This is a genomic window from Arthrobacter sp. YD2, assembly GCF_030410475.1.
Taxonomy (GTDB): Bacteria; Actinomycetota; Actinomycetes; order Actinomycetales; family Micrococcaceae; genus Arthrobacter_B; species Arthrobacter_B zhangbolii.
The window spans coordinates 841,425-866,524 of sequence record NZ_JAUHHB010000002.1 but is presented as its reverse complement, the minus strand read 5'-3'; the positions used below and the strand labels follow the sequence as shown (position 1 = coordinate 866,524).

Below are 25,100 nucleotides of genomic sequence, written 5' to 3'. Positions count from 1 at the left end.
CATGAGCCTGACCCGGCGGATGATTGCCACAGGTTTCCAGGATCTTGAGAAGAGCGCACGCTTCCTGGCGGCCTCCGAACTGGAACGGGTGGATGAGGACGCCCTTTTTGGCGGGTTCAACAATTCCGCGGATCCGGACCTGGCCCTGCAGTCACTGGTGCGGCTGATCGGCCGGATCCCGGAGGTCGTGGAGCTGGTCAACGCCGCGGATGAGCGGAATGAGGCACTGTTCCGGCTGCTGGGCGCTTCGGAGGCGCTGGCGGAATTCCTGATGCGCCACCCCGAAAACATGGATCTGCTCCACCGTCCGCTGCGCGCGGAACCGGGCAGCACCGGGGCGGGCGAGCTGCGCGCCTCACTGCTGGACGCCGTCCGGGCCGGCAGCGGTCCGGCACCGGTGGCGCGGCTGACGGGCACCGAGGCGTATGTTGCCCTGCGTGCCCGCTACCGGCGCCACCTGCTGGATCTTGCGGTCCGGGATCTGGGCGCCGCCTCGCCCACGGATTATCTCCCTTCCGCTGGCCGGGAACTTGCCGACCTGGCCGGCGCCGCGCTGGAAGCTGCCCTGGCCGTCTCGCGCGCGGAACTGGCGGCCAGCTACCCGGCAGAGGAAATCTCGGCAGTGAAGCTCGCCGTCATTGGCATGGGCAAGGCCGGCGCCCGGGAACTGAACTACATCTCCGACGTGGACGTCATCTACGTTATTGAAGCCTCAGGTTTGCCGGAGCAGCGGGCCTCCACCATCGGTACGGCCCTCGCGGCGGGGATTTCGCGGGCCATCAACACCGCCGCACCGGAGCCGCCGCTTTGGGAAGTGGATACCAACCTCCGGCCGGAGGGCAAGGACGGTCCGCTGGTCCGCACCCTGGACTCACACATGAACTACTACCAGCGGTGGGCACACAGCTGGGAGTTCCAGGCACTGCTGAAGGCACGGGCCATGGCCGGGGACCCGGAACTGGGGCGGCGCTACGAGGAGGCAGTGGCGCCCCTGATCTGGACCAGCTCGGAACGTGACGGTTTCGTGGAATCGGTGCAGGCCATGCGCCGTCGGGTCACCGAGAACATTCCGGCCAGCGAAGAGGCCCGCCAGCTCAAACTGGGCAGCGGCGGACTGCGGGACGTGGAGTTCACGGTGCAGCTGCTGCAGTTGGTCCACGGCCGCATTGATGAGTCCCTGCGCGTACGCGGCACCACGGCTGCCATCGCCGCACTCAGCGACGCCGGTTATATCGGGCGCGCCGATGCCCGGGAGCTGGACGAGTCCTACCGGTACCTGCGGGTGCTCGAACACCGCATTCAGATGGTGCACATGCGCCGTACCCACCTGATGCCGGAAAACGACGCGGCGCTGCGGGCCCTGGCCAAGGCCAGCGCCGGTGCACTGGCGCCCGGACGCCCCGGCGCCGACCGGCTGCGTGAGCAGTGGCAGCGGACCAAGCGGCTGGTGCGCGGACTCCATGAAAGCATTTTCTACCGCCCGCTGCTCAGCACGGCGGCCAACCTCAGTGCGGATGAGGTCCGGCTCAGCCCGGAGGCCGCCCAGGCCCGGCTCGCGGCCCTGGGCTACGCGGACCCGCGCGGTGCCATGCGCCACATAGAGGCCCTGACGGTGGGCGTCAGCCGGCGGGCCGCACTGCAGCGCCAGCTGCTGCCGGTGCTGCTGGCATGGCTTGCCGACGGCGTGGACCCCGACGCCGGCCTGCTCGGCTTCCGGCGGCTCAGCGAGTCCCTGGGGGATACCCACTGGTACCTGGGGATGCTCCGCGATTCCTCTGCCGCGGGGGAGCGGCTGTGCTCCATTCTTTCCTCCAGCCGGTTCATCACCGACCTGCTGGAGGTTTCCCCTGAATCCACTGCCTGGCTCGGCTCCGACAAGGATCTGGTTCCGGTTCCCTTCGAGGCGCAGTGGCAGGAAATCCAGTCCAAGATGTCCCGCCATCCGCGCGCCGGTGAAGCAATGCGGCTGATCCGGCTGATCCGGCGCCGGGAGATGCTGCGCATCGCCATCGCTGACAGTGCCGGCCTGCTCAGCCAGCAGGAGGTCGGCCGTGCGCTGGCCGACGCGGACCGCGCCGCGGTGCTTGGCGCCCTGCATGTGGCAGAGGGCGAAGTATTTGCCGGCAGCGAAAAACTCACCGAACTGCTGGTGGTGGCCATGGGCAGGCAGGGCGGCCGGGAAATCGGCTACGGTTCGGACGCCGACGTGATGTACGTTCACCGTCCGCTGCCGGGTGCGGATCCGGCAGCCGCCCAGGCCCAGGCGGAGAAGATCGTAGCCCAGATATCCACGTTCCTGCAGCAGCCCTGCACCCCGGCGGTCCTTGCCGAACGCACTCTGGTTCTTGACGCGGGGCTGCGGCCTGAAGGCAGGCAGGGGCCGCTGGTGCGCAGTCTCGAGTCCTACCGGGGCTACTACGAGCGGTGGTCCCTGATCTGGGAGGCTCAGGCGCTGCTGCGGGCGCGTCCCATGGCCGGCAGCGATGCCCTGGCCAAGGATTTTATGGCCCTCATCGACCCGGTGCGCTACCCACAGGACGTCTCGCCAAAGGACATCCGGGAAGTCCGGCGGATCAAGGCCCGGGTGGAAGCCGAACGCCTGCCCCGTGGTGCGGATCCGTCCCGCCAGCTCAAGCTGGGACGCGGAGGCCTCAGCGACGTCGAGTGGCTGGTCCAGCTGCTCCAGCTGCAGCACGCCCATGCCATCCCCGAACTTCGGACCACGGCGACCCTGCCGGCGCTGGACGCCATCGAGGCGGCGGGGCTGCTTCCGGCCGCCGATGTGTCCATCCTGCGCCACGCCTGGCTGCTGGCCAGCAGGATCCGAAGCGCAAATGTTATCCGCGGCGGACGCAACCCCGATGTGCTCCCTGCCTCGCGGCGGGAACTGGACGCCGTGGCCCGCTGGTGCGGCTACGGTGCAGGCCAGGGCGGGGTTTTGGAGGAGGACTACCTGCGCGACACCCGGCATGCCCGGGCTGTTATCGAACGGTATTTCTACGGCTACGGGACGTAGCTCACGTTTCCACGGGCCCCTCCGGTTCGTTGCATTGCCACTGCTCTAGGTAGTCTCTATGGGGGCATTTGCGGCGCCAGCCGCAGTGAAAGAGCTAGGAGACGTTTATTTTGCTTAGTGGCAAACGGGCTACAAAGGGGTTGGCCAGACTGGCCGCACCGCTGACCGCCTTCCTCGCAACCCTGGCTTTGCTGCTTGGGGTACCTGCGGCCGGGGCCTTCGCGGCGGACGGCGTGGAGGGTGAAACCTTCGTTATCGGAACCGACACCACGTTCGCGCCTTTCGAGTTCCGTGAAAACGGCGAACTCGTCGGCATCGACATGGACCTGATCAACGCCATCGCGGAGGAGGAGGGTTTCGATGTTGAAATCCAGTCCCTCGGCTTTGATGCGGCGCTGCAGTCCCTGCAGTCCAACCAGGTGGACGGTGTTATTGCCGGGATGTCCATCACGGACGAGCGGCGGCAGGTGTTCGACTTCTCGGACCCGTACTTCGAGTCCGGCATCCAGATGGCCGTCGCCGAGAACAATGATGACGTCAAGTCCTACGAAGACCTGCGCGGCAAGCGTGTAGCCGTCAAGACCGGTACCGAAGGCCAGACCTTCGCGGAGTCCATAAAGGACGAGTACGGCTTCGAAGTGGTTGCCTTCGCCCAGTCCGCCCAGATGTACGACGACGTCAAGGCCGGCGGTTCGGTGGCGGTCTTTGATGACTACCCCGTGCTCGCCTACGGTGTGAAGTCCGGCAACGGGCTGAAGACCGTCACCGACAAGGAAGCCGGCAGCTCCTACGGATTCGCCGTGAACAAGGGCACCAACCCTGAGCTTCTCGCCGCTTTCAACGAGGGTTTGACCGAGCTGAAGGACAACGGGCAGTACCAGGAAATCCTGGATACCTACCTTGAAGCCGGCGCCACGGACTCCAGCTTCTGGGCCCTGGTGACCGATAACGCCCCGGCGTTCGCCAAGGGCCTGGGCCTGACCCTGCTGGCCACCGCGCTCTCGCTGTTCTTCGCCCTGATCCTGGGCGTGTTCTTCGGGTTCCTGAAGGTCAGCAGCATCAAGGTACTCCGCGGCCTTGCCACCATTTACGTGAGCATCTTCCGCGGCACCCCGGTGCTGGTGCAGGCCTTCTTCTTCTACTTCGGCCTGCCGCAGATTATTGGCCAGCCCGTGGACGTGCTGACCGCCGGCGTGCTGACCCTGAGCCTGAATGCCGGCGCCTACATGACCGAAATTGTCCGCGGCGGCATCCAGTCCGTGGACCCCGGGCAGATGGAAGCGGCACGGAGCCTGGGCCTTGGCTACGGCAAGACCATGCAGAAGGTCATCATTCCGCAGGCCATCAAGATCATGACGCCGTCCTTCATCAACCAGTTCGTCATCACGCTCAAGGACACGTCCCTGCTGGCCGTCATCGGCTTCGCGGAGCTGACCTACCAGGGCCAGCAGGTCTACGCCGTGAACTTCCGCACCGCGGAGGTGCTGATCATTGTGGCCGCCCTGTACTTCATCGTCATTACGCTGCTGACCAAGCTGGCGGACGTCCTGGATAAGAGGTTCAACAAGTGAGCAAGATCCAAACCATCGGACTGCGGAAGTCCTACGGGTCCAACGAGGTCCTCAAGGGCCTGGACGTCAGCGTTGCCGAAGGGGAAGTGGTCTGCGTTATCGGCCCGTCCGGTTCCGGAAAGTCCACCTTCCTGCGGTGCCTGAACAAGCTGGAGGACATCAGCGGAGGAACGGTCAAGGTCAACGGTATTGACCTCACCGATCCGAAGGTGAACCTCAACGAGGTGCGCCAGCACATCGGTATGGTCTTCCAGCACTTCAACCTCTTCCCGCACATGACCGTGCTGGAGAACATCATGCTGGCGCCGGTGCAGCTCAAGAAGGCGTCAAAGGAAGAGGTCCGCAAGACCGCGCTGGCACTGCTGGACCGGGTTGGCCTGGCCGATAAGGCGCACGCACGCCCGGCCCAGCTCTCCGGCGGCCAGAAGCAGCGTGTGGCCATTGCCCGTGCCCTGGCCATGAAGCCTGACGTCATGCTCTTTGATGAAGCGACGTCGGCGCTGGACCCCGAGATGGTGGGCGAAGTGCTGCAGGTCATCCGCGACCTGGCGGAGCAGGGCATGACCATGGTGGTGGTTACGCATGAGATGGGCTTCGCCCGTGAAGTGGCCGACCGCGTGATCTTTATGGCGGATGGTTACATTGTGGAGGAAAACTCCCCGGAGCAGCTGTTCGGTGCCCCGCAGGCTCCGCGCCTGCAGGACTTCCTGGCCAAGGTCCTCTAGACCCGAAAGAGCCTCCCACCGGTGGCCGCCCCCGGATTTCGCTATGCTCAGGGCATGAGCGAACTTACCGGTACGGCGGCCACCGTTGTGCTTCTCCGGGACTCCGACGCCGGTCCCGAGGTGCTGCTGTTGGAGCGGCCGACGGCCGGATCCTTTGGCGGGGCCTGGGTGTTTCCCGGCGGCCGGGTAGATCCCGAAGACCGCCGGGACACGCCCTCCGAAGCAGAGGCGGCCCGGCTGGCAGGGGTTCGGGAAACCGCTGAAGAAACCGGACTGACCCTGCTTCCCGATGCGCTGGTGCCGCTGTCCTGCTGGATCCCGCCGGAGAACATCCCGCGCCGCTACCAGACGTGGTTCTTTGCCGCCGCCGCTCCCGCGGGCACGATCCGGCTGAACCCGGGGGAACTGCTCAACTACCTCTGGCTGACCCCGGAGAATGCCCTGGAGCGCCACCGCAACGGCCTGATGCAGCTGGTGACACCCACGTGGGTCACCCTGTACACCCTGTGCGGCGGGGCCAATGGTGCCGGGGCCGCCCTTGCCCAAATCGCGGACACCGTACCGGAGACCTTCCGGACCCGGCGGCTGGACGGATATGAACCGGCCACCGTGTTCGCCTGGGAGGGCGACGCGGAGTACGACGGCGCGGTATCCGGCGGCCCGGCACTTTCCCTCTCCCGCCACCGCCTCGTGATGGACGGGACGCACTGGCACTACGAGCGAACCCCCTGAGCCGGCGGACGGGGATGTCCGGCACCACGCCCACGCGCCGGCCCGGCTTGGTGTATCCACCACATAATGCGGGTCTGCAAGTTGTAGGCTGGCGGTCACCCTTCCGGATGACGCCGCGGCAGCTTCCAGTCCTGCTGCCGCGGCACCGGCCAGACTAAGGACGCCCATGCTCGAGGAACAGGTACGCGACAGGCTCAACTGGGCAGGTAATTATGAGTACGCGGCCCGGCAGATTGTGGTGCCGGCGTCGCTTGCCGAACTGCAGCAGACGGTGGCCGGTGCCCGGCAGGTCGGCGTCCTTGGCTCGCGGCACTCCTTCAACGGCATTGCCGATAGTGCCGGGACCCTGGTGTCGCTGGAGGCGCTGCCCCCGGGGATCGATCTCGACACGGATGCGCGCACCGTCACCGTCGGCGCCGCCGTCCGCTACGGGATACTTGCAGAGCACCTGCAGCGACGCGGTTTTGCCCTCCACAACCTGGCATCCCTGCCCCATATCTCGGTCGGCGGCGCCATCGCGACCGCCACCCACGGCTCCGGTAACGGCAACGGGAACCTCGCCACCGCCGTCGTCGGCCTGGAAATTGTCACTGCCGATGGCGAGGTTCGGACCGTACGAAAGGGCGACAGCGATTTCGAGGGTCTGGTGGTGGGACTCGGTGCCCTCGGCGTGGTGCACCGTGTGACCCTGCGCGTTGAGCCGGCCTTCAACGTGCGCCAGGACATCTTCACCGGGGTGGCGTGGGACGCGGTGCTGGCCGACTTCGACGCCGCCATGTCCGCTGCCTACAGTGTCAGTCTGTTCACTGACTGGACCGAAGGCAGCATTGGGCAGGCATGGCTCAAGAGCCGCATGGATGATGCACGGGGTGTGCCGGAGGTGTTCTACGGTGGGACCCCGGCGGACCGTGCGCTGCACCCGGTGCCGGGCGTGGCTGCGGATCACTGTACCCGGCAGCTCGGCGTTCCCGGCCCGTGGTCGGACCGGCTGGCGCACTTCCGCCTCGCCTTCACGCCCAGCAACGGCGACGAGCTGCAGTCGGAGTATCTCGTAGGACGTGAACACGCGGTTGCAGCGATTCAGGCGGTCCGCGCACTTGCGCCGAAGATCACGCCCCTGCTGCTGGTGTCCGAGGTGCGCTCGATGGCAGCCGACAGGCTGTGGCTCAGCAGCAACTACCACCGGGACGGAATTGGCCTGCACTTCACCTGGAAGCCGCAGCAGGCGGCGGTCGAGGCCGTCCTGCCGGACATCGAGGCCGCCCTGGCTCCGTCCTCGGCCCGTCCGCACTGGGGGAAACTGTTTACAGCGGGCGCCGCTGCGCTTGCACCGCTCTACCCCCGGTTCGACGATTTCAAGGCCCTGGCCGGACGCATGGACCCCGAGGGGAAGTTCCGCAATCCCTTCCTGGACCGGACGGTCTTCGGGACGGCCTGACGCTTCTCCGGGGAGCCGGCGGCTAGAGTACTGCACATGGGGATCACCGGGGTACTTTTGATAATCTGCGGCGCGGGGCTTTCCTGGGCGGCTGAAGCCACGGCGAGCGGCCGGATGGGCATCAACTCGCTGGTGGGTATCCGGGTGGGATACGTAACGGTGTCGGAGCCCGCCTGGCGCGCCGGGCACCGAGCTGCCCGCCCGCTGACTCATGCCGCTGCCGGCGTATTTGCCGCACTGGGAATTTTTGCGCTGGTTTTCTGTGGTGCTGAAAGCACTTCGGGCGCGGCCATCATCAGCGGTTCCCTGCTGGTTCTGGGCCTCATACTGGCGGCTGCGGTGAAGGCAAACCGGGCTGCCCGTGCGGTGGTCCTGGCTGCTTCGCCACACGGCCGGGCCTAGAGCGCACGGGAACGCTGCCGGGGAATGCAGCCGGGGTAACGGGTTCACGGCGACCCGGCGGCCGGCCAGCGCCGCACACATCAGCCGATGGGTCAGTTGCCGTCCTCCAGGACCTCCGCCAACCCGCGGATCAGCCAGGGAGACCACCAGGCCCAGTCGTGCCCTCCGGTGATGGATCGGAAACCGACGTCCGCTCCCGCCTCCCCAAGGACCTGCGCGAGGTGGGCGGCCGGCTCATGCACGGTGGACTCATATCGTCCGGCCTGCATGCGGATCCGGACCCGGTCTTTGACCGGCATCAGGTAGGCCGCAAGGTCATACCGCCACAACGACGGCGACTGGGCGAGCGCCTTGCCTATCAGGTCCGGGTAGCGGGCCACCTGCCACAGGGCCGCCAGTCCGCCGTAGCTGGCCCCTGAAACCACTGTGTCTTCGGCCCGCGGGCTCACCGGCAGCCTGCCGCGCAGGACCGGCAGGAGATCCCGCCCCAGGAAATCGACTGTGCCAACCGGCCCGGACAGTTCCCGGGACCGGGTTTCCACGTCTGCCGAATCGATCAGTGCCACACATACTGGCGGGAGCGCTCCGCAACGGATCGCAGAGTCAAGGGTCGCCTGCAGGTTCTGGTACCTGGCCCAGACCTGCCCGTCATGCAGCAGGACCAGCGGAAGGCCTTGGACGCTGCCGCCCGTGGCCGGCGGCGCATACAGCCAGACTTTCCGCATCCGTCCCGCAAGGGTATCCGGAACCCACAGCTCCTGAAGCCGTGGAACTGGCCCGGTATGGCCCGGCGTCGGTGCAGCAAGCCACGGTGCCGCGGGTGCCCCGGGTAACCGGAGCACCGACGTCGGTGTGCCGTCCATTGCCGCTCCAACGTGGGGATTCCGCGAATCCCTGCCCCCGGCGTTGGCAGCTATCCGGACGGTGCGGCGGTCTGCGGCGGTCCGCCAGGGTACCGGCAGACCGGCCGGTGAGGACGTGATGCGGTAGCTCGCTTCCCAATCCTGCGGCATCCGCAGGGTCAAGGCCCATAGCCCGGCTCTGGTGGCGGCACTGCCGGATAGAGGAGTGAACTCCGTTGCTGCCGGGTTCCGGTGGTCCACCAGGGCATTGGCCGCGAGAATCACTGCCTCAGGGGGTGCACCGGGCCCATCCTCGCGATACAGGAATGTGGCGGCACGGAACTCCGGACAGCCCTGCGGGTCCGCTTCCACCAAGGGAAGTACCAACGTGTCCCAACGTGCAAGGAAATCCGCCTGTCCTGCAGCGCCCAACCGGCTCCACAAACGCTCGAAGTGTCCCTGCAGGACCTGAATCGGTGCCGGCTCAGGCGGAACGGGGACACGTGGATCGGGAAAACTGCTGGCTGCCGACTCGGTTGTATGCCTCGGTTCCCCACTCATCGCACCGCATCTTCAGGCTCGAGAGGCACCACCAGCGGCCCTCCGGTGGCCGGATCCGGGATGATCACGGCATCGATTCCGTAGATTTCCTTCATCAGTTTCGGCGTGGCGATCTGCTCCGGAGGGCCCTGCGCCAGCACGCGGCCGTCCTTCATGGCAATGATGTGGTCCGCAAACCGGAAGGCCAGGCTCAGTTCGTGAAGCACGGTGACCAGGGTGTAGTCGCCACTGCGGTGCAGATTCCGGCACAGGCGCAGTACGTCCAGCTGATGGGAAATGTCCAGGAACGTGGTGGGTTCATCCAGAAGCAGCACGGGGGTGTCCTGTGCCAGCACCAGGGCAAGCCAGACCCGTTGCCGTTGACCGCCGGAAAGCTCGCCTACGGTCCGGCCGGCCAGGTCCGTCACTCCGGTGGCAGCCATGGCCGCATCAACCGCCTGCCGGTCGGCGTCGGACCAAGGGCGCAACAGGCCCTGATGCGGGAACCGTCCCCGGGCCACCAGATCCGCTACGGTGATGCCGTCCGGCGCCGTGGACGACTGCGGCAGAAGCGCCAGCCGCCGGGCCACCTCCCGGGTGGGGTAGCCGGCGATGTCCTGTCCGTGCAGGAAGACCTGTCCGGCAACCGGCTTGAGGAGCCGTGAGAGGGCACGCAGCAGCGTGGACTTGCCGCATGCATTCGGCCCGATAATGGCAGTAAATGAACCGGGCGGAATGTTCACGTTCAGATACTCGGAGATGGTCCGGCCCTCGTAGCCCAGGGTGAGACCAGCGCCGGAGAGAACATGTTGAGCGGGCATAGCGCCTCTTTCGGTGGGAGTTCGCATAGTCAGACCTGCCTGCTGCGGGTCAGGAGCCAGAGCAGGTAGACGCCGCCCACCAGACCGGTCATCAGGCCGATTGGCAGCGCTGCGCGGACTGGCAGCTGCTGCGACAGCAGATCAGCGCCGGTCACGAGCACTGCACCCATCAGGGCCCCTGTGCCAATCGGAATGGCGGGGGAGCGGGTCAGCCTTGCGGCAAGCTGCGGTGCGGCCAGCGCCACAAAAGCAAGGGGGCCGACGGCGGCCGTCGCCACGGCGGTCAGGCCGACGGCCGCAGCCATCGACGTAATCCGCGTCTGTTCCACACGGACGCCCAAGGCGCGGGCAGCGTCGTCACCCATTTCCATCAGGGTGAGCGACCGTCCCAGGACGAGCAGGACCGGCAGCAGCAGGACCAATGCGCACAGGACCGGTACGGCGTGTTCCCAGGTCCGTGCGGCAAGGGATCCGGACAGCCACAGGTGTGCCTGGGCCGCAAGGTCCGCATCTCCCTTGGCCAGAAGGACCGAGTTCAGCGCCGAGAGCACGGCGCCTACACCTATGCCGATCAGGACCAGCCGGTACCCGCCGGTTAGTCCGCCCTGCAGGGACAATAAGTAGACCAGTGCCGCAGCGAGCAGGCCACCTCCCACTGCCCACAGTGCAGTGGCGGCAGCGCCGGCGTCGAACAGGATGATCTGGGCCACCGCACCGGTAGCCGCGCCGGTGGTGAAGCCGATGATGTCCGGTGATCCCAGGGCGTTGCGGGATACGGATTGGAAAACGGCACCGGCTGCGCCAAGACAGGCGCCCACAGCCAGGGCCGTCACCGCCCGGGGCAAGCGGATACGGTGCACCACCGCGGTGGTCCGCGGCTCCTCACTGAGGCCAAAAACTGCAGCAAGCACATCACTGAACGGCAGTGAAATGCTCCCGGTCTGCATGGCCGCGACACCCAGCATGGTGGCCGTGAAGGCCAGCAGCGTGCCGACGGCTGCCGTGCGGCTGCGGCCCAATGCCCTGCGCTGCCAACGGCGGCTTTTCACCGCCAGTGCCGTGCTTTTGGTTCCCCTCACAGCCTCGCCAGCTTCCGCCGCCGGGCGAGGGCGATAAAGAACGGTGCGCCCACCAGTGCGCTCATCACACCGGCACCGATTTCGTCCGGGGCGGCCACGAGCCGGCCCAGCACATCCGCACAGAGCAGCAGGACCGCCCCCAGCAGCATGGAAAAGGGCAGGAGTCGGCGATGGGCGGGTCCCACGATCAGCCGAGCGGTGTGGGGTGCAGCCAGACCCAGGAAGCCGATAGGTCCCGCTGCGGCTGTGGCGGCGCCCGCGAGTAAGAGGATGGCAGCGGTCCCGATGATCCAGGTGGTGCGCACGCGCACGCCCAGGCTCCGGCCCAGGTCTGCACCCAGGGACAGGGAGTCCAAGCTGCGGGCGGACGGCAGCGCCATGGCCGCTGCGGCAGCGCCCGCGCCCAGAACCCAGGGCAGCACGTCATACCCGCGGCCCTGCAGCGAACCGGTGGCCCAGTTGGCGTAGGAACTGTAGGTTTCCTCGCTGCCAGACAGCAGGAGGATCGATGTAGCGGCGCCGAGCATAACCGACAGTCCCGCACCGGCTAGGACCAGGCGGACGGGGTTGGTGCCGGCGTCGTGCGCCCTGCCCAGCAGGTAGACCACGAGGGAGGTGGCAGCCGCTCCGGTGAAACCGAAGAACATGTACTCCTGGGGGCTGGTAGCCGAGAACATAGTCAGACCGGTTGCGACGGCGAATGCCGCGCCCGCGTTGACTCCCAGAATGCCAGGTTCGGCCAGCGGGTTCCTCGTTAGTGCCTGCATCAGTGCCCCTGCCAAGCCGAGGGCAGCACCCACTGCGACGGCCAGCAGGGTGCGCGGGAGGCGCAGTTCCCGCACCAGCAGGTGGGTGTTTTGGCTCGGATCAAAGCGGGCCATGGCTGCCCAGGTATCGGGGAGCGGAATAGGGCGGCTCCCCATGGTCAGGCTGGCGAAAGTGAGGAACAGGAGCAGGACCAGTCCTACGGCCCAGCCCTGCCCCTGACGGTGTTTGTGCTGCATGGTTGTGGTGGTTTACTTACCGAAAGTCTCCCCGAACCAGTCCACGATTTCAGTAGAGCTGTAGTAGTCCAGGCGGAATGAGGCCAAGCCCAGGGGATACACCTTGTTGTTAACGACTGCGGGGACGTTGGCCAGTGTGGGATCGGCCGTGAATGCGTCAACCTTCTTCTCGTCTGCGCTGATGAGGAAGGTGTAGCTGCCGGTCACGGACTCGGCCAGGCCCTCATAGGAGCTGAAAGAGAAATCCTCGCGCTTCTGGACCGAGGTGTCGTACTGTTCATCGGGTTCGGCGATGCTGAAGCCCAGTGTCTGCAGCAGCTGGGCGTGCGGGCCGATGGTTTTCCCAACCGGGGACGGCCTGCCAGGGTTGTAGCTGACAATCGAGGCGGTGGCGCCCTCTTCAATGCGTAGGGTTTCAGCAGTTTCAGCCACCTTCGCATCGAACTCTTCGACGACGTCCGCTGCATCCTGTTCGTGTCCCGTTGCTTCGCCCAGCTCTTCGGCCAGGTCCTGCCAGGATTGGTCACCGTAGTTCACCACAACGGTGGGGGCAATGCCGCTGAGGGTCTCATATTGGTCCAGCACGGAGTCATTGCCGGACGTCGAGACAACAATCAGGTCCGGTTCCTGGGCAATAACCGCTTCCAGGTCAAATTCACCAACCGGGTACAGGGGCTCCACGTTGCGCTGGACGGCGACGTCGGCCCATTGGGTAAAGAAGCCGTTTTCATCCGCGGTGCCGCCCTGGGCGGGGGTAAAGGCCGTCGCCGTTACCGGGGCGTCGATGGCCAACAGTGTGCCGGTGACGGACAGGGTGGTGGAAACGATCCTCTCCGGCATCGCATCGATGGTTGTTTCGCCCGCCTCGTGGGTGACGGTGCGAGGCCACTCACCCGAGGCGCCGGTGCCCTCCAGCGGGGTCTCCGATTCGGCAGCGGTGGTGCAGGCAGCCAGGGAAAGGGAAAGAGCAGCCGAAGCGGCAAGGGCAATGCCCCTAGTGAATGTTCGCCGCGGGATGGACCCGGAGGAGTTATGGTTGCGGCGTTTCGCAAGCGGGGTGGGAAGACCTGTTTTGGGCAGGGCGAAGCTCAAAATGACTCCTAGGTGGGCTGCCCGTCCGGGGCGCTACGCTGCTCGCGGTGAAAGCAGCCGTTCCGTGAGGAGCCGGCGTTTCCGTGCTGGTGCGGTCCGGATGCTAGGCAGAAGTGGCTGGAGTTGCGGGAGTGCTCGCCGCAACAACAGTTAGCGTAACCTAAGTGCGCCCTAATTACGCAACATTACTGTGTCCTAATGCCAAGCGTTCTGCCGTACACCCTTTATCGATGCTCCTCGTCCGGAGATTCGCTACGCAGACAGGTGCGCCGCGCACGGCCGAGTACCGCCAGGATCCGGTTCCGGGCAGCCCGGCCCTCCGGAACCGGAAGCAGCGGATACACGTGGACGCCGCCCTCCGCTATATGCAGGTTTACCCGGCACCCGCCCGCCAGCATTGCCTTCTCGAGGCGCAGGATGTCCGGGTACGGCAGATCGCTGGTGCCGGAAAACAGCTCAGTGGCCGGCAGTCCGGAGAAGCTGCCGTTCAGCGGACTAACCCGGGGATCATTCAGAGGGTCGCCGGCGGCCCACGCCTCCGCGGACACCCGAAGCCCGGTTCGGCTCAGCCAGGGATCACGCGCTTCCACTTCCGCAAGTTCCGGGTTCTGCATGGCCAGGTCCACCCAGGGAGAGAGCAGCACCAGCCGGCCCGGCGGCGGGAGGGACAGGCCGGCCAGTTGTTGCGCAAAGGCCAGGGCCAGTCCGCCCCCGGAGGAATCACCCATAAAGGCCACCGCACCCGGCGGGCACTCTGACAGGATTTTGCGGTACACGGCAGTAAGGAACGGCGTCGCATCCCGGTGGTTAAACTTCGGCGCCAAACCGTACAGCGGCACCTCCACGCGGTACCCAGCGGCGGCAAGACGGGCGATAAAACGCCAGTGCCAGCCGGTGATCGGGCTGGTGTAGGCCCCGCCGTGCAGATACATCACCACCGGTGCGGGGGAGGGCCGCGGGGTCCGCGGAAACACGGACCAGCAGGTGAAACCGTTGACCGTGCGTTCCTGAACTCCGTACCTGCCCCGCAGCCGACGCGGAGGAGGCGCCGGGTGCTTATCTGCGGCGAGCCGCTGCCGCGCACGCCGCACCGTTGCGGTCAGGGGTTTCCGGGTCAGCCGCAGATAGGGGACCAGAAGCCGCATGGGCACACTCGCCAATTGGACACCCTCCCTCGCAACGGAAAACCTGACCGAAGACTATGCGGGTATTCCGGTGATCTGCGCGCGGCACACCGGGGCACCTCCGCACCCGTTGACAGGGCTGGCCGGACCCCGGAACCTGTTGGCATGCGCAAGGTAACCTCAGCACTTTTCAGTTCGGTTGACGGCGTCGTGGAATCACCGAACCTTTGGCAGTTCGACCACTTCGACGAGGAGATGGGCCCGGCCATGGAAGCGGCGCTCTCCGGCATGGATACGGTGCTGATGGGCCGCTCCACCTACGAGCAGTGGGCCGATTACTGGCCGGACCCGGCGCACGACGACGAGTTCGGACTGTTCATCAATCCCGTCCGCAAATACGTGGCTTCCCGCACCCTCGAGGGACCGCTGGAATGGGAGAACTCTTCCCTGATCGACGGGGATCTGGAGGATTTTGTCGCAGACCTCCGCACCACCGAAGGCGGCACCATCGGGGTCCAGGGCAGCATCTCGGTTGTCCGGCAACTGCTTTTTGCCGGCCTGCTGGATGAGCTCACCCTGATGGTGCATCCCGTGGTCGCCGGCAGCGGGCAGCGGCTCTTCCGGCCCGAAGACCCCACCACCCGGCTGGAGCTGAAAAACTCCCAGGTCACGTCCTCCGGCAATGCCCTGCTTACCTACGGCCTGCGTTCGGACTGAGGAGGACGAATTGAGCCGCCGGGTCCGCCAGCGCTGCACCGATCACCTCTGCCGGACGCTTCTGCCCCCGGACTTCAAAGGAATGGTTCCCGCCGTCGACGTACTGAATACGCGCATTCGTCCCGATCCGGCCGGCTATTGGTTCCAGTTCACCCGGCAGTGCAAACGGATCGCGGGTGCCCTGCAGGAACAGCATGGGCACGGTGATTCCGTACAGGTGTGCATCCCGCAGCTTTTCCGGTTTGCCCGGGGGATGCAGCGGATAGCCCAGGTACACCAGTCCGGCCGCCGGCATGCCATCGGCAACGGCCATGGAAGCCATCCGACCGCCGAACGATTTCCCACAGGCGCACACCGGCGTATCCCCGCTGCGGGTCAGCGCAGCCTCCATGGCTGTTCTCCACGTCTCAACAGCAACCGGTGCCTTGTCCGGGAACTTCCGGCCGGCCTCCCGGTAGGGAAAGTTGAACCGCAGGGTCGCCAGGCCGGCATGGTTCAGGGCATCCGAAAACCCGGTCAGGAACGGATGCTCCATGCCGGTGCCCGCTCCGTGCGCCACCACGACGACGGCGGCAGGCTCGGCGGGGCGTGAGAACTCTGCGGAGACCGTTGCCTCACCGACGCGAAGGGACAGCTGTTCGGACGTAACGGGCATGTGTTCAAACATACTGCAGTATCGGGGGGCCGCTCCTTGAGGGCATCCGCTGATCGCCTTAGACTGGGAAGTGGACAGGATCTGAAGGCCAGGCATGTAAATCACCTGATGCCGGCGCGAGTTTGAAGCGCAGTCTCTCCTGATCCCCGCGGTCCGCCTCGGGCGACGAACCGAATGATCACTCCGGCACTGAAGCCATACCACCTTGGAACCCACCGACTTTCGGTGTGCCCGGAGTTCCTCCATGCCTCTTGAAGGGAGCACCAGCTATATGTTGAAGCACGTCGCTGTAACGCGTACCAGAACCACCAACTCACGATTGACCGCACAGATCGCTGCTATCGCTGCAGGATGTGCGCTGGTTGCCGGGGGAGTATCAGCAGCCGAAATCGCGATGCTGAACGCAGCACCGGCCCCTGGCCCGGTTGTCGCCGAAGCCAACGCCTAGCAGCGAAAAGAAAGTCTCCGCCGTCGTTCCCGTTCGAGGGAATGGCGGCGTTTTTGCGTCCGGGGCGGGTTGGGCGGGCGCTGTACCGCCTCCATAGAATGGAGAACCCATCATTTCAATTTCCGCAGGAGCACCGTGCCCAGAGGCAAACACCATCCGCCGCGCCCCAAGCCCGCCAACAGCGAGGGCGTGCTTATTGCCAATGACCTGAAGAAGGAACGCGGCTGGACCGACGGGCAGATCAAGACCTTCCTGCCGGAACCGGACAAAACCGCCCGTAATCCGTTCTCCCGCAAGGCCGCGCCCATGAAGCTGTATTCCCTCGAGCGGGTGGAAGCCATCGAGGCGACGCCGGAGTACCGCAGGGCCCGCGAAGCTTCCCGGAACCGGCAGCTGGCGGCCCGCGAACGTGCCCTGGTGAAGAAGAAGGCGGCCGTCGCCGTCGCCGAATCCCTGGACCTGCGAATTACTCCCGAGCCGTGGGACACCGTCCTGCAGAAGGCGATAGCCCACTTCAACGGCCGGCTGCGCGGCAAACAGTCACCGGCCGGCCTCTCGACCGCACCGTCGCGGCTGAACCGGCTCACTGTGAACTACCTCCGCCACCAGCAGACCTCCTACGAAGAGGAACTGAAGGAGTTTAAAGGCGTGGTGGGCGTCGGTGAGGCCTATCTGGTGGTCCGTAACCGGATCCTGGACCTGATTGCAGACACCTACCCGCAGCTGAAAGCCGAATGTGAACGGCAGAAGTTCGATGCGCCGGAGCTGCCCGACGGCGTGACACTGTAGGTGCCGGACTCGCCAACGCATCCGGACGGCGGCAGGGCCGCACCTTCAGAAAGAAGGTGCGGCCCTGCCGGTGAGGTCCTGGAAGCCGTAAGGGCCTAGACGCCGTAGTAGAGCTCGAACTCGAACGGGTTCGGGCGCATGGCCAGCGGCAGGATTTCGAACTCGCGCTTGTACGCGATCCAGCTGTCGATCATGTCCTGGGTGAACACGCCGCCTGCCTGGAGGAACTCGTTGTCGTTTTCCAGGGCAACGAGAGCCTCTTCGAGGGAGCCCGGAGCCTTCTGGATGTGCTGTGCCTCTTCGGGCGGCAGCTCGTAAAGGTCCTTGTCGATCGGGTCGGCAGGCTCAATGCGGTTCTTGATGCCGTCCAGGCCGGCCATCAGCTGGGCGGAGAACGCCAGGTACGGGTTGGAGGAGGGATCCGGTGCACGGAATTCGAGGCGCTTGGCCTTCGGGTTGGAACCGGTGATCGGAATGCGGATGGCAGCCGAGCGGTTGCCCTGCGAGTAGACCATGTTCACCGGAGCCTCGAAGCCCTTGACCAGGCGGCGGTAGGAGTTCACCGTCGGGTTGGTGAAGGCCAGCACGGCGGAGGCGTGCTTGAGCAGGCCGCCAATGTACCAGCGGGCCAGGTCCGAAAGGCCGGCGTAGCCCTTCTCGTCATAGAACAGCGGCTCGCCCCCGTTCCACAGCGACTGGTGGCAGTGCATGCCCGAACCGTTGTCACCGAAGATCGGTTTCGGCATAAAGGTGGCGGACTTGCCCCAGGCGTCGGCAACGTTCTTCACGATGTACTTGAACTTCTGCAGGTCATCCGCAGCGTGGGTCAGGGTGGTGAACTTGTAGTTGATCTCGGCCTGGCCGGCGCCGCCGACCTCGTGGTGGGCGCGCTCAACTTCGAGGCCCACATTGTCCAGCTCAACGCTGATGGCGTCGCGCAGGTCAGCCTGCTTGTCCACCGGCGCCACGGGGAAGTAGCCGCCCTTGTACGGGGTCTTGTTGCCCAGGTTGCCGCCCTCTTCCTCGCGGCCGCTGTTCCACGGGGCTTCGATCGAGTCCACCTTGTAGAAGCTTCCCTTGGGGGAGGACTCGTACTGGACGTTGTCGAAGATGTAGAACTCGGCCTCGGAGCCGAAGAAGGCCGTGTCGGCGATGCCGGTGGAGGCCAGGTATGCCTCGGCACGCTCGGCCACGCCGCGGGGATCGCGGTGGTACGGCTCGCCGGTGCGGGGGTTCACGATGGAGAAGTTAAGCGCCAGCGTCTTCTCCATGCGGAAGGGATCGATGAACGCCGTGGTGACGTCCGGGATCAGCTGCATGTCGGACTCGGCGATGCCCTGGAAGCCGCGGATGGATGAGCCGTCGAACAGCTGACCGTTGACGAAGAAATCGGCATCGACGGTTTTGGCCGGCACGTTGAAGTGCTGCTGCACTCCGGGAACGTCGGTGAATCGGATGTCGACGAACTTCACTTGCTCGTCAGCGATGAACTTGAGGACCTCGTCCGCGTTCTTGAACATCGTTTCTGTGCTCCTATACAACTGTTTGGGTGGAAGACCTCGGGCTGCCCCGACCCGGCTGGAGCCGGGTCTCGCGTCCGTCCGGCGCGACACCTTGACCCTAACCGGGCCCGGTTTCCCGGCGGTGACACGTGTGTTTCCGGCACGTTACGCAGTCGATGGTCTCTCTCCTACCCTATCCGCAACCACTAAGGGTGGTGATAATGGGGGGTTTATTTCCCTTCTGCAGGTCCGGGTAGTCTTTAAGGGTGGTCGATAGAAGCGATTTAGGTTCCTGGCTGGAAGGCCCTCCCTCCGATGAGAGCACCTGGCCCGGCAAGCGCCTCGGCCGGCCCAAAACGGGCCCCGGTTCGATAGCGCGGGTTGGCCCGCGCCTGGGCGCGCTGCTCATCGACTGGGCCGTTGCCTCGCTGATTGCCTACTGGCTGTTCGGCGGCGATGACTTTGCGATCCTGGCCGTCTTCGCGGCCGAGCAGATCGTGATGATCGGAATCCTTGGCTACAGCATCGGGCATCGCGTCTTCAGCCTGCAGGTACAGAAAATGAACGGGCTGCCGGCCGGTATTCCCGCTGCCATTGTGCGCGCAGTGCTGTTGTGCCTGGTGATTCCGCCTGTTGTGTTCGACGCCGACCAGCGCGGCCTGCACGACCGCGCCATGGGCACGGTCCTGGTGAAGGTTAAATACTAGGGTTTGCTTTCCCTGCCCTTTCGGGCAGGCTCGGGGCATGAAGCTGCTTATTCTTGGCGGTACCGCCTGGCTGGGATACCACACTGCGCAGGCGGCTGCCGCCGGGGGACACCTGGTGACGTGCGCTGCGCGCGGCACATCGGGGACCCCGCCGTCGGGCATCAGGTTCCATCAAACGGACCGGGATGCCGACGACGGCCTGGCGGGGCTGGCCACCGAACACTGGGATGCGGTGATCGATGTGTCCCGCCAGCCCGGGCAGGTCCGGCGGGCCGTCCGGGATCTGTCCGCGGTGAGTGATTTCTACCTGTTTGTCTCCACCGGCAACGTCTATGCCGGACAAAGCGGGCACGGGCAGGATGAAGACGCTTCGCTGCTGGCACCGCTTGCGTCCGACATCATGGAAACCATGGAGAGCTACGGCCCGGCGAAGGTGGCCTGCGAGCAGGCGGTAACCTCCGGGTTCGGCGTATCGAACCGGGCGATCGTGCGGTCCGGGCTGATTGGAGGCCCCGGTGACACATCCGGCCGCAGCGGATACTGGCCGCTGCGCTTCGCGCATCCAGCCGACGCCGGCGGCAGGGTCCTGGTACCCGACGCCGGCACACAGCCCACGCAGCTCATCGACGTCCGCGACCTCGCCCAATGGCTGGTGGAGCTGGCCCGAGAACAAAAGCCGGGGGTCTTCAACGCAGGCGGGGAACAGATGCCGCTCGGGCGCCATCTTGAAACGGCCGCCGCCGTTGCACAGGAGGCCGCAGCAGGGAACGAGGCGGCGGCGTCCGTGCCGGCGCAGGAAGCATGGCTCCTTGGACAGGGGGTTCATGAATGGTCCGGACCCCGCTCGCTGCCGCTATGGCTGGCTGACCCGCAGTGGCACGGGATGAATGCGCGGTCGAACCTGCGCGCGGCGCAGGCGGGTCTTAGCCTGCGCCCCCTGGCCGAAACCCTGGCCGACACACTCGCCTGGGAGGAAGCGGCCGGCGTCGACCGTCCCCGCGGTGCCGGCCTCACCCGCGAGGAAGAGCAGGAGTTGCTGGGCCGGCTCGATGAGGCGGCCGCGCTGGCTGACACAAAGGGAAAAACAAAGCAGGGCAAAACAAAAGGGCCCCTCGAAAGGAGCCCTTATGCAGAAAACGGCTAACGTCCGCGGGTGGCCTTGCGGTCCGGACGGGCGCGGTACGGGTCAATGCCCTTGGGGATCGGCAGCCGGGTGCCCAGTGCGGACAGGCGCTTATTGACCGCGGCAACTTCCTGCTTGGTCAGTTCCTTGGGGAGTTTCTTTGCCGTGGTGGCTACCTTCGCCAGCGGAACCTGGCCCTCGCCGCGGCCGGTCTGGATGATGTGGACCGGAACCTTGGGGGCAATGCGGTTCATCCGGCGGCGTTCGCCGTCGGCCAGTGCCCGGGCACGTGCGGGGGCTCCTTCGGTCACCAGGATGATGCCGGGACGGCCGATGGCGCGGAACACGGCTTCCTGGGTGCGCGGATTCACGGCAACCGGCTGTTCCTCCAGGATCCAGCCGCGGCGCAGCACGCTCAGGGCGGCGCCGGATGCCCCGGGCTGGCCTTCGATCTGCGAGAAAGCGGCCCGCTCAGCACGGCGGGAGAGAATGAACATGGCTGCCAGCAGGCCGATCGGGATGGCAACGATCAGCATGGTGATCCAGTTGTCAATCAGCAGGCCGATCAGCAGCCCCACGGCAATGATGCCGAAGAACGCGCCCACCATCAGCCAGACGACGTTCGGATCATTCCGCCGCGTCATCCTGAAGACTTCGGCGATCTGCTTTAGGCGCCCTTGCTTTTTGGGCTTCTTTTCCCCCTTCGGCTTGCGGGAGAAGAGACCCTTGCGGGCGCTCTGGGGTGCGTCGGGATCAGTGCTTTTGGCCATAGTGAGTCAATTCTACGTGATGCGGGCGTGCGGTGAGGAAGGCGCTCCGGTTGTGACGGCGCCCGTTCGCGTGCGGGACTGAGGGACTGGGGGACTGAGGGACTGGGGGACTGCGGGCATGGGGCATGCCGGGACGCCCGGCCCGTTCAGGGCTGCCGGCTGCTGCCGGAAGGGATCAGCCGCGGGCGAGGATGGACGAGGCTTCCTGCAGCGTACTGCCGGAATCCTCGATGTGCGCCAACTGCGGAGGCAGTTCCCGGCCCTTGCGGCGCATGGCTGTGGCCCACAGACGGCCGGCACGGTAGGAGGAACGGACCAGGGGCCCGCTCATCACCCCCAGGAAACCCAGTTCCTCGGCCTCGGTGCTGATGTCCACGAACTCCTGCGGCTTGACCCACCGGTCAACCGGCAGGTGCCGTTCGCTGGGCCGCAGGTACTGCGTGATGGTGAGCAGGTCGCAGCCGGCGTCGCGCAGGTCCTTCAGTGCACCGGACACCTCTTCACGTGTCTCACCCATACCGAGGATCAGGTTGGACTTGGTGACCATGCCCATGTTCTGTCCCTGGGTGATGACATCAAGTGAGCGCTCGTACCGGAAGGCAGGCCGGATCCGCTTAAACAGGCGGGGAACCGTTTCCACGTTGTGCGCGAAAACCTCGGGCTGCGCTTCGCAGATGTCGATAATGTGCTCAACCTTCCCGGAAAAATCGGGAATGAGGATTTCGACGCCGGTGCCGGGGTTCAGCTCATGGATCTTCCTGATGGTCTCGGCGTAGAGCCAGACACCCTCATCCTCAAGGTCGTCGCGGGCCACGCCGGTGACGGTGGCGTAGCGCAGGTTCATCTGCTGGACCGAACGGGCCACCTTGGTGGGTTCCAGCCGGTCAAGCGGGGACGGCTTGCCGGTGTCGATCTGGCAGAAGTCGCACCGCCGCGTGCACTCCGAGCCGCCAATCAGGAACGTGGCTTCGCGGTCTTCCCAGCATTCAAAGATGTTGGGGCAGCCGGCCTCTTCGCAGACCGTGTGCAGGCCTTCTTTCTTCACCTGCTTTTTCAGCTCCACGAACTCAGGCCCCATGTTCACTTTGGCCTTGATCCACTCAGGCTTGCGTTCCACGGGAACGGCTGCATTGCGCTGTTCGATGCGCAGCAGGCGTCGTCCTTCAGGGGCGAGGGTCACAGCAGGGCTCCTTTCGGCCGGCTGGCGGCAGGGATGGCGCCGGAGCCGGGGGTGATTTTCACGGTGGTGGTGCCGGTCAGGTCTGCTTCCCGGGCGGTGAGCTCTTCCTCCACCCGGGCGACGACGTCGGCCGGCGTAACCGTCCGGCCGGTCTCTGCGCTGATGGAGGTGGTGCCGGCGTCGGTAATCCCGCAGGCGATGATCTGGCTGTAGGGGGCGAGGTCGTTGCTGCAGTTCAGTGAGAAGCCGTGCATGGTGACTCCGTGGTCCACCCGGATGCCCACGGCGGCTATCTTCCGGTCCGGGACGCCGAACGGCTGCCCGTCCCCTGGGAGCCAGACGCCGGAGCGCCCCTCGATGCGGGTTCCGGCCAGCCCGTAGTCGCGCAGTACAGCGATCACTGCAGCCTCCAGTGCGTCTACATAAGCCCTGATGTGGGCCGGATCAGCCAGCTTGAGGATGGGGTAGCCCACCAGCTGTCCCGGCCCGTGCCACGTGAGCTTTCCGCCGCGGTCGACATTGACCACGGGTGTCCCGTCGAAGGGACGCTCATGCGGCTCGGTGCGGCGTCCTGCCGTGTACACCGGATGATGCTCCAGGAGCAGGACTCTGTTGGGTGCATTGTCCTCAAGAACTGCCCGGTGAAGCTGCCGCTGGAGGTCCCAGCCTGCCAAATAATCCACGTAGTGCGGAGCCAGGCCTACGCGGGTGAACTCCAAAGCCATGGGGCTAGCCTAATCCCCCTGCGACGTAATGTGGACCACACTCTGACAGGCCGTCCGGCGGGGTGCCGACTACCTTGTGGATAACCGGTCCTGCAGGACAATGGCGTTCCAGACTGGGGTGCCATGGAGAACAGAGCGGAAACCGCAGCAGAGGGCACCGGGGCAGGGAACATCGGTATGGGGGACACCGGTGCGGGGAACGCCGGAGCGGGTGACGCCGGAGTGCGAAACACCGCAGCCCGGGGTGCGGAACAGGACGCCCGGGAGGCGGCCGGACCGGCGCCGGTGCTGCCGGGCTATACCGCAGTCCGGTTGCTGGGGGTGGGCGGCAGCGGGGCAGTCTGGCTGGTTCGCAATGACGCCGGAGAGCCGTTTGCGCTCAAGGTTGTCCGGGGCGCAGGAGACCGGCCGCCGAATGCCTTTGAGCTTCGGAGGGAAGCGAACGTCCTGGCGCGTCTGGAGCACCCGAACCTGCTGCAGCTGCACGCAGTTGCGGAAACGGACCGGGGGGCCGGGTTGCTCAGCACCTATGCGCCGGGAGGCAGCGTCGCGGCACTCGTGGCCGCCCGGGGCCCGGTGGCTCCCGGCGAGGCAGTGAGCATACTTGTTGGCCTGGCCGCTGCGCTTGGCTACCTGCACGCACGGGGAGCAGCCCACGGAGACATTTCACCGGGCAACATCCTTTTCGCCGCCGACGGCAAACCGCTGCTGGGGGATTTCGGGCAGGCACGGCTGTTGGGGGCACCGGGGGAGGAACGGCTCGGCACCCCTGGCTATGAGCCGCCGGAGAACACCGGAAACCGGGGCGCAAGGCTGGGCACCGCGGGGGATATTTTTGCGCTCTCGGCCGTGGGCTGGTTCCTCCTCACCGGAAAGGCTCCGCCGCCGTTCCGGGAACGCCCGCCGCTGTCCATCCTGGTGCCCGGTGTGGGGAGGTTGCTGCCGGCCCTGCTGGAAGCGGGACTCCACGAGGAACCGGACCAGCGGCCGTCCGCAGACGAATTTGCCGCAGCGGCCTACCGCAGCACGCCGGCCCTGCCTGTGGATCTGGCGGCATCAGTGCACCCGGAGGTCCTGCCGGAACTGCTGACCCGGCGGACCCGCTCGGCAACCGGGCAGGAAAGACGCAGGTTCGGCCTGAGACGGGCCGGCACGAACAGGCGCGCCGGCAGCCGCGGGGCGGACCGGGGCGGTACGGGTATCCGCCGGCGCAGGGCCGGGAGGTCAGGATGGGATGCCGGGAGGAGGGGGAGGAACGCGGGAGCACCCGCCCGGGACCGGAGGCGGACTGCCGCCGAGCCGGGCGGGTCGGGAGCTGAACGGTTCGGCAGGCGGAGCCGGAACCGGCCGGGAACGGCGGGCGATGGACGCAGCCCTGCGGGTACTGAGGGGGACAGGCGGCCACGGCGGCGGCGCCGCGGTGGCCGCAGTACGCTGTGGCCCGCCGCCGCCACCGCGCTGGTGCTTGCGGTACTGGTGCTCGCCGGCGTCGCCCTTGCTGCTCCCGAGGTGCTCCGCCCGGCGGCTGGCGAACCGCCTGCCGGTTCCGGGCAGCTGACGCCACCGCCCGGAGAGGCTCCCGGAACGGGCGGCCCGGTGAAACAGGCCCAGCCGGTGGAAACCCTGCTGGCGGAGGCTTCCGTTCCGGACCCGGCACAGGCCCTGCCCGCGCTCGCAGAACTGCGGGCTCGGGCGTTCGCCACAGCCGATCCCGAGCTGCTGCACCTCGTTAATGCCCCGGGGTCCCAGGCCCTGCGGGAGGACCAGCAGCAGATCAGCCGGCTTGCACGTGACGGCCATACCCTCCGCGGACTGGACATGCAGGCGGCGGTCCTGGCCACGGCGGACGGCGGGGACGGGCAACGGGCGGCAACAGGGGACGCCCCCGGGGAGACGGCCGGGCTCACTGTACGGCTGGAGGTCTCCGCCTACGAACAGGTGGACGCGGAAGGCAGCGTGGTGCATCAGGCCGACGGGCAGCAGCAACAGGTACAGCTGGTGTTGCTGCGCAGCGACGGAGCATGGAAAATCAGCCGGATTCTCGCAGCGGGCGAAGGCATGGTCCTACACGGGGAAGCCGGTACCGAAAGATAGGATC

Annotated in this window: 23 protein-coding genes; 12 read left to right on the top strand and 11 right to left on the bottom strand. The window is 66.2% G+C overall.

Features of this window, described 5'->3' with window-relative positions:
* Position 1: 1 nt before the first annotated feature.
* From QWJ37_RS10660 to QWJ37_RS10635, 6 genes are all read left to right on the top strand, one after another.
* A complete protein-coding gene (locus tag QWJ37_RS10660) occupies positions 2–3,016 on the top strand; it encodes a bifunctional [glutamine synthetase] adenylyltransferase/[glutamine synthetase]-adenylyl-L-tyrosine phosphorylase (protein ID WP_290245254.1) in 3,015 nt (1,004 codons plus the stop codon).
* Between the two features lie 140 nt (positions 3,017–3,156).
* The gene (locus QWJ37_RS10655) at positions 3,157–4,587 is read left to right on the top strand and encodes an amino acid ABC transporter substrate-binding protein/permease (RefSeq protein WP_341482017.1); all 1,431 of its coding nucleotides are present in this window, start codon (positions 3,157–3,159) and stop codon (positions 4,585–4,587) included.
* The gene (locus tag QWJ37_RS10650) at positions 4,584–5,312 is read left to right on the top strand and encodes an amino acid ABC transporter ATP-binding protein (RefSeq protein WP_227902257.1); all 729 of its coding nucleotides are present in this window, start codon (positions 4,584–4,586) and stop codon (positions 5,310–5,312) included. Before QWJ37_RS10655 ends, QWJ37_RS10650 begins: the two co-directional genes overlap by 4 nt.
* A 54-nt stretch (positions 5,313–5,366) precedes the next feature.
* Entirely contained in the window at positions 5,367–6,044 is a 678-nt protein-coding gene (locus QWJ37_RS10645; RefSeq protein WP_290245253.1) for an NUDIX hydrolase, read from the top strand.
* A 166-nt stretch (positions 6,045–6,210) separates the two neighbouring features.
* Entirely contained in the window at positions 6,211–7,482 is a 1,272-nt protein-coding gene (locus QWJ37_RS10640) for an FAD-binding protein (RefSeq protein WP_290245252.1), read from the top strand.
* 36 nt (positions 7,483–7,518) lie between these two features.
* Entirely contained in the window at positions 7,519–7,884 is a 366-nt protein-coding gene (locus QWJ37_RS10635; protein WP_227928036.1) for an SdpI family protein, read from the top strand.
* 92 nt (positions 7,885–7,976) lie between these two features.
* Here the strand turns inward: QWJ37_RS10635 and QWJ37_RS10630 are convergent, their stop codons facing one another.
* The 6 genes from QWJ37_RS10630 to QWJ37_RS10605 all read right to left on the bottom strand — a co-directional run bounded on the left by QWJ37_RS10630 (position 7,977) and on the right by QWJ37_RS10605 (position 14,413).
* On the bottom strand, positions 7,977–9,158 hold the full coding sequence (locus QWJ37_RS10630) for an alpha/beta hydrolase-fold protein (protein ID WP_290245251.1): 1,182 nt from the start codon (positions 9,156–9,158) through the stop codon (positions 7,977–7,979).
* 125 nt (positions 9,159–9,283) lie between these two features.
* Complete coding sequence (locus QWJ37_RS10625; protein ID WP_227902253.1) at positions 9,284–10,087, bottom strand: ABC transporter ATP-binding protein; 804 nt, start codon at positions 10,085–10,087, stop codon at positions 9,284–9,286.
* A 29-nt stretch (positions 10,088–10,116) separates the two neighbouring features.
* The gene (locus QWJ37_RS10620; protein ID WP_290245250.1) at positions 10,117–11,166 is read right to left on the bottom strand and encodes an iron chelate uptake ABC transporter family permease subunit; all 1,050 of its coding nucleotides are present in this window, start codon (positions 11,164–11,166) and stop codon (positions 10,117–10,119) included.
* Complete coding sequence (locus QWJ37_RS10615) at positions 11,163–12,170, bottom strand: iron ABC transporter permease (protein WP_290245249.1); 1,008 nt, start codon at positions 12,168–12,170, stop codon at positions 11,163–11,165. The genes QWJ37_RS10620 and QWJ37_RS10615 overlap by 4 nt, the downstream gene beginning before the upstream one ends.
* Before the next feature lie 12 nt (positions 12,171–12,182).
* The gene (gene fepB / locus QWJ37_RS10610; protein WP_290245248.1) at positions 12,183–13,262 is read right to left on the bottom strand and encodes a Fe2+-enterobactin ABC transporter substrate-binding protein; all 1,080 of its coding nucleotides are present in this window, start codon (positions 13,260–13,262) and stop codon (positions 12,183–12,185) included.
* 224 nt (positions 13,263–13,486) lie between these two features.
* Positions 13,487–14,413 (bottom strand): alpha/beta hydrolase, encoded by a 927-nt coding sequence (locus QWJ37_RS10605; RefSeq protein WP_290245298.1) that lies wholly within the window; start codon positions 14,411–14,413, stop codon positions 13,487–13,489.
* Positions 14,414–14,551: 138 nt separating this feature from the next.
* On the opposite strand from QWJ37_RS10605, the gene QWJ37_RS10600 reads away from it, so the two are divergent.
* A complete protein-coding gene (locus QWJ37_RS10600; protein WP_290245247.1) occupies positions 14,552–15,103 on the top strand; it encodes a dihydrofolate reductase family protein in 552 nt (183 codons plus the stop codon).
* Here the strand turns inward: QWJ37_RS10600 and QWJ37_RS10595 are convergent.
* Positions 15,078–15,758, bottom strand: coding sequence for an alpha/beta family hydrolase (locus QWJ37_RS10595; RefSeq protein ID WP_290245246.1), 681 nt, complete (start codon positions 15,756–15,758; stop codon positions 15,078–15,080). The two genes, QWJ37_RS10600 and QWJ37_RS10595, sit on opposite strands and share 26 nt — an antisense overlap.
* Positions 15,759–16,077: 319 nt before the next feature.
* On the opposite strand from QWJ37_RS10595, the gene QWJ37_RS10590 reads away from it, so the two are divergent.
* Positions 16,078–16,206 carry a hypothetical protein gene (locus tag QWJ37_RS10590; protein ID WP_269437478.1) on the top strand — a complete coding sequence of 43 codons (129 nt, stop codon included), beginning with the start codon at positions 16,078–16,080 and terminating at the stop codon, positions 16,204–16,206.
* Between the two features lie 135 nt (positions 16,207–16,341).
* Positions 16,342–16,995, top strand: a complete 654-nt coding sequence (locus QWJ37_RS10585; protein WP_290245245.1) for a hypothetical protein — start codon at positions 16,342–16,344, stop codon at positions 16,993–16,995.
* Positions 16,996–17,090: 95 nt separating this feature from the next.
* Here the strand turns inward: QWJ37_RS10585 and glnA are convergent, their stop codons facing one another.
* On the bottom strand, positions 17,091–18,515 hold the full coding sequence (gene glnA, locus QWJ37_RS10580; RefSeq protein ID WP_227902244.1) for a type I glutamate--ammonia ligase: 1,425 nt from the start codon (positions 18,513–18,515) through the stop codon (positions 17,091–17,093).
* Between the two features lie 248 nt (positions 18,516–18,763).
* Here glnA and QWJ37_RS10575 point away from each other — a divergent pair, with 248 nt between their 5' ends.
* Together QWJ37_RS10575 and QWJ37_RS10570 are read left to right on the top strand one after the other, a co-directional pair.
* A complete protein-coding gene (locus QWJ37_RS10575; protein ID WP_227902243.1) occupies positions 18,764–19,204 on the top strand; it encodes an RDD family protein in 441 nt (146 codons plus the stop codon).
* A 37-nt stretch (positions 19,205–19,241) separates the two neighbouring features.
* On the top strand, positions 19,242–20,348 hold the full coding sequence (locus QWJ37_RS10570) for an NAD-dependent epimerase/dehydratase family protein (RefSeq protein WP_290245244.1): 1,107 nt from the start codon (positions 19,242–19,244) through the stop codon (positions 20,346–20,348).
* On the opposite strand, the gene QWJ37_RS10565 is transcribed toward QWJ37_RS10570, so the two are convergent.
* From QWJ37_RS10565 to lipB, 3 genes are all read right to left on the bottom strand, one after another.
* The gene (locus QWJ37_RS10565; RefSeq protein WP_227902241.1) at positions 20,345–21,097 is read right to left on the bottom strand and encodes a DUF4191 domain-containing protein; all 753 of its coding nucleotides are present in this window, start codon (positions 21,095–21,097) and stop codon (positions 20,345–20,347) included. The genes QWJ37_RS10570 and QWJ37_RS10565 overlap by 4 nt on opposite strands.
* A gap of 175 nt (positions 21,098–21,272) precedes the next feature.
* Positions 21,273–22,277: a lipoyl synthase gene (lipA, locus tag QWJ37_RS10560; RefSeq protein WP_227928030.1), complete on the bottom strand. Its 1,005-nt coding sequence runs from the start codon at positions 22,275–22,277 to the stop codon at positions 21,273–21,275.
* Entirely contained in the window at positions 22,274–23,002 is a 729-nt protein-coding gene (gene lipB, locus QWJ37_RS10555) for a lipoyl(octanoyl) transferase LipB (protein ID WP_227928029.1), read from the bottom strand. The genes lipA and lipB overlap by 4 nt, the downstream gene beginning before the upstream one ends.
* 123 nt (positions 23,003–23,125) lie before the next feature.
* On the opposite strand from lipB, the gene QWJ37_RS10550 reads away from it, so the two are divergent.
* Positions 23,126–25,096, top strand: a complete 1,971-nt coding sequence (locus QWJ37_RS10550; RefSeq protein ID WP_290245243.1) for a protein kinase — start codon at positions 23,126–23,128, stop codon at positions 25,094–25,096.
* The last annotated feature ends 4 nt before the right edge of the window (positions 25,097–25,100 follow it).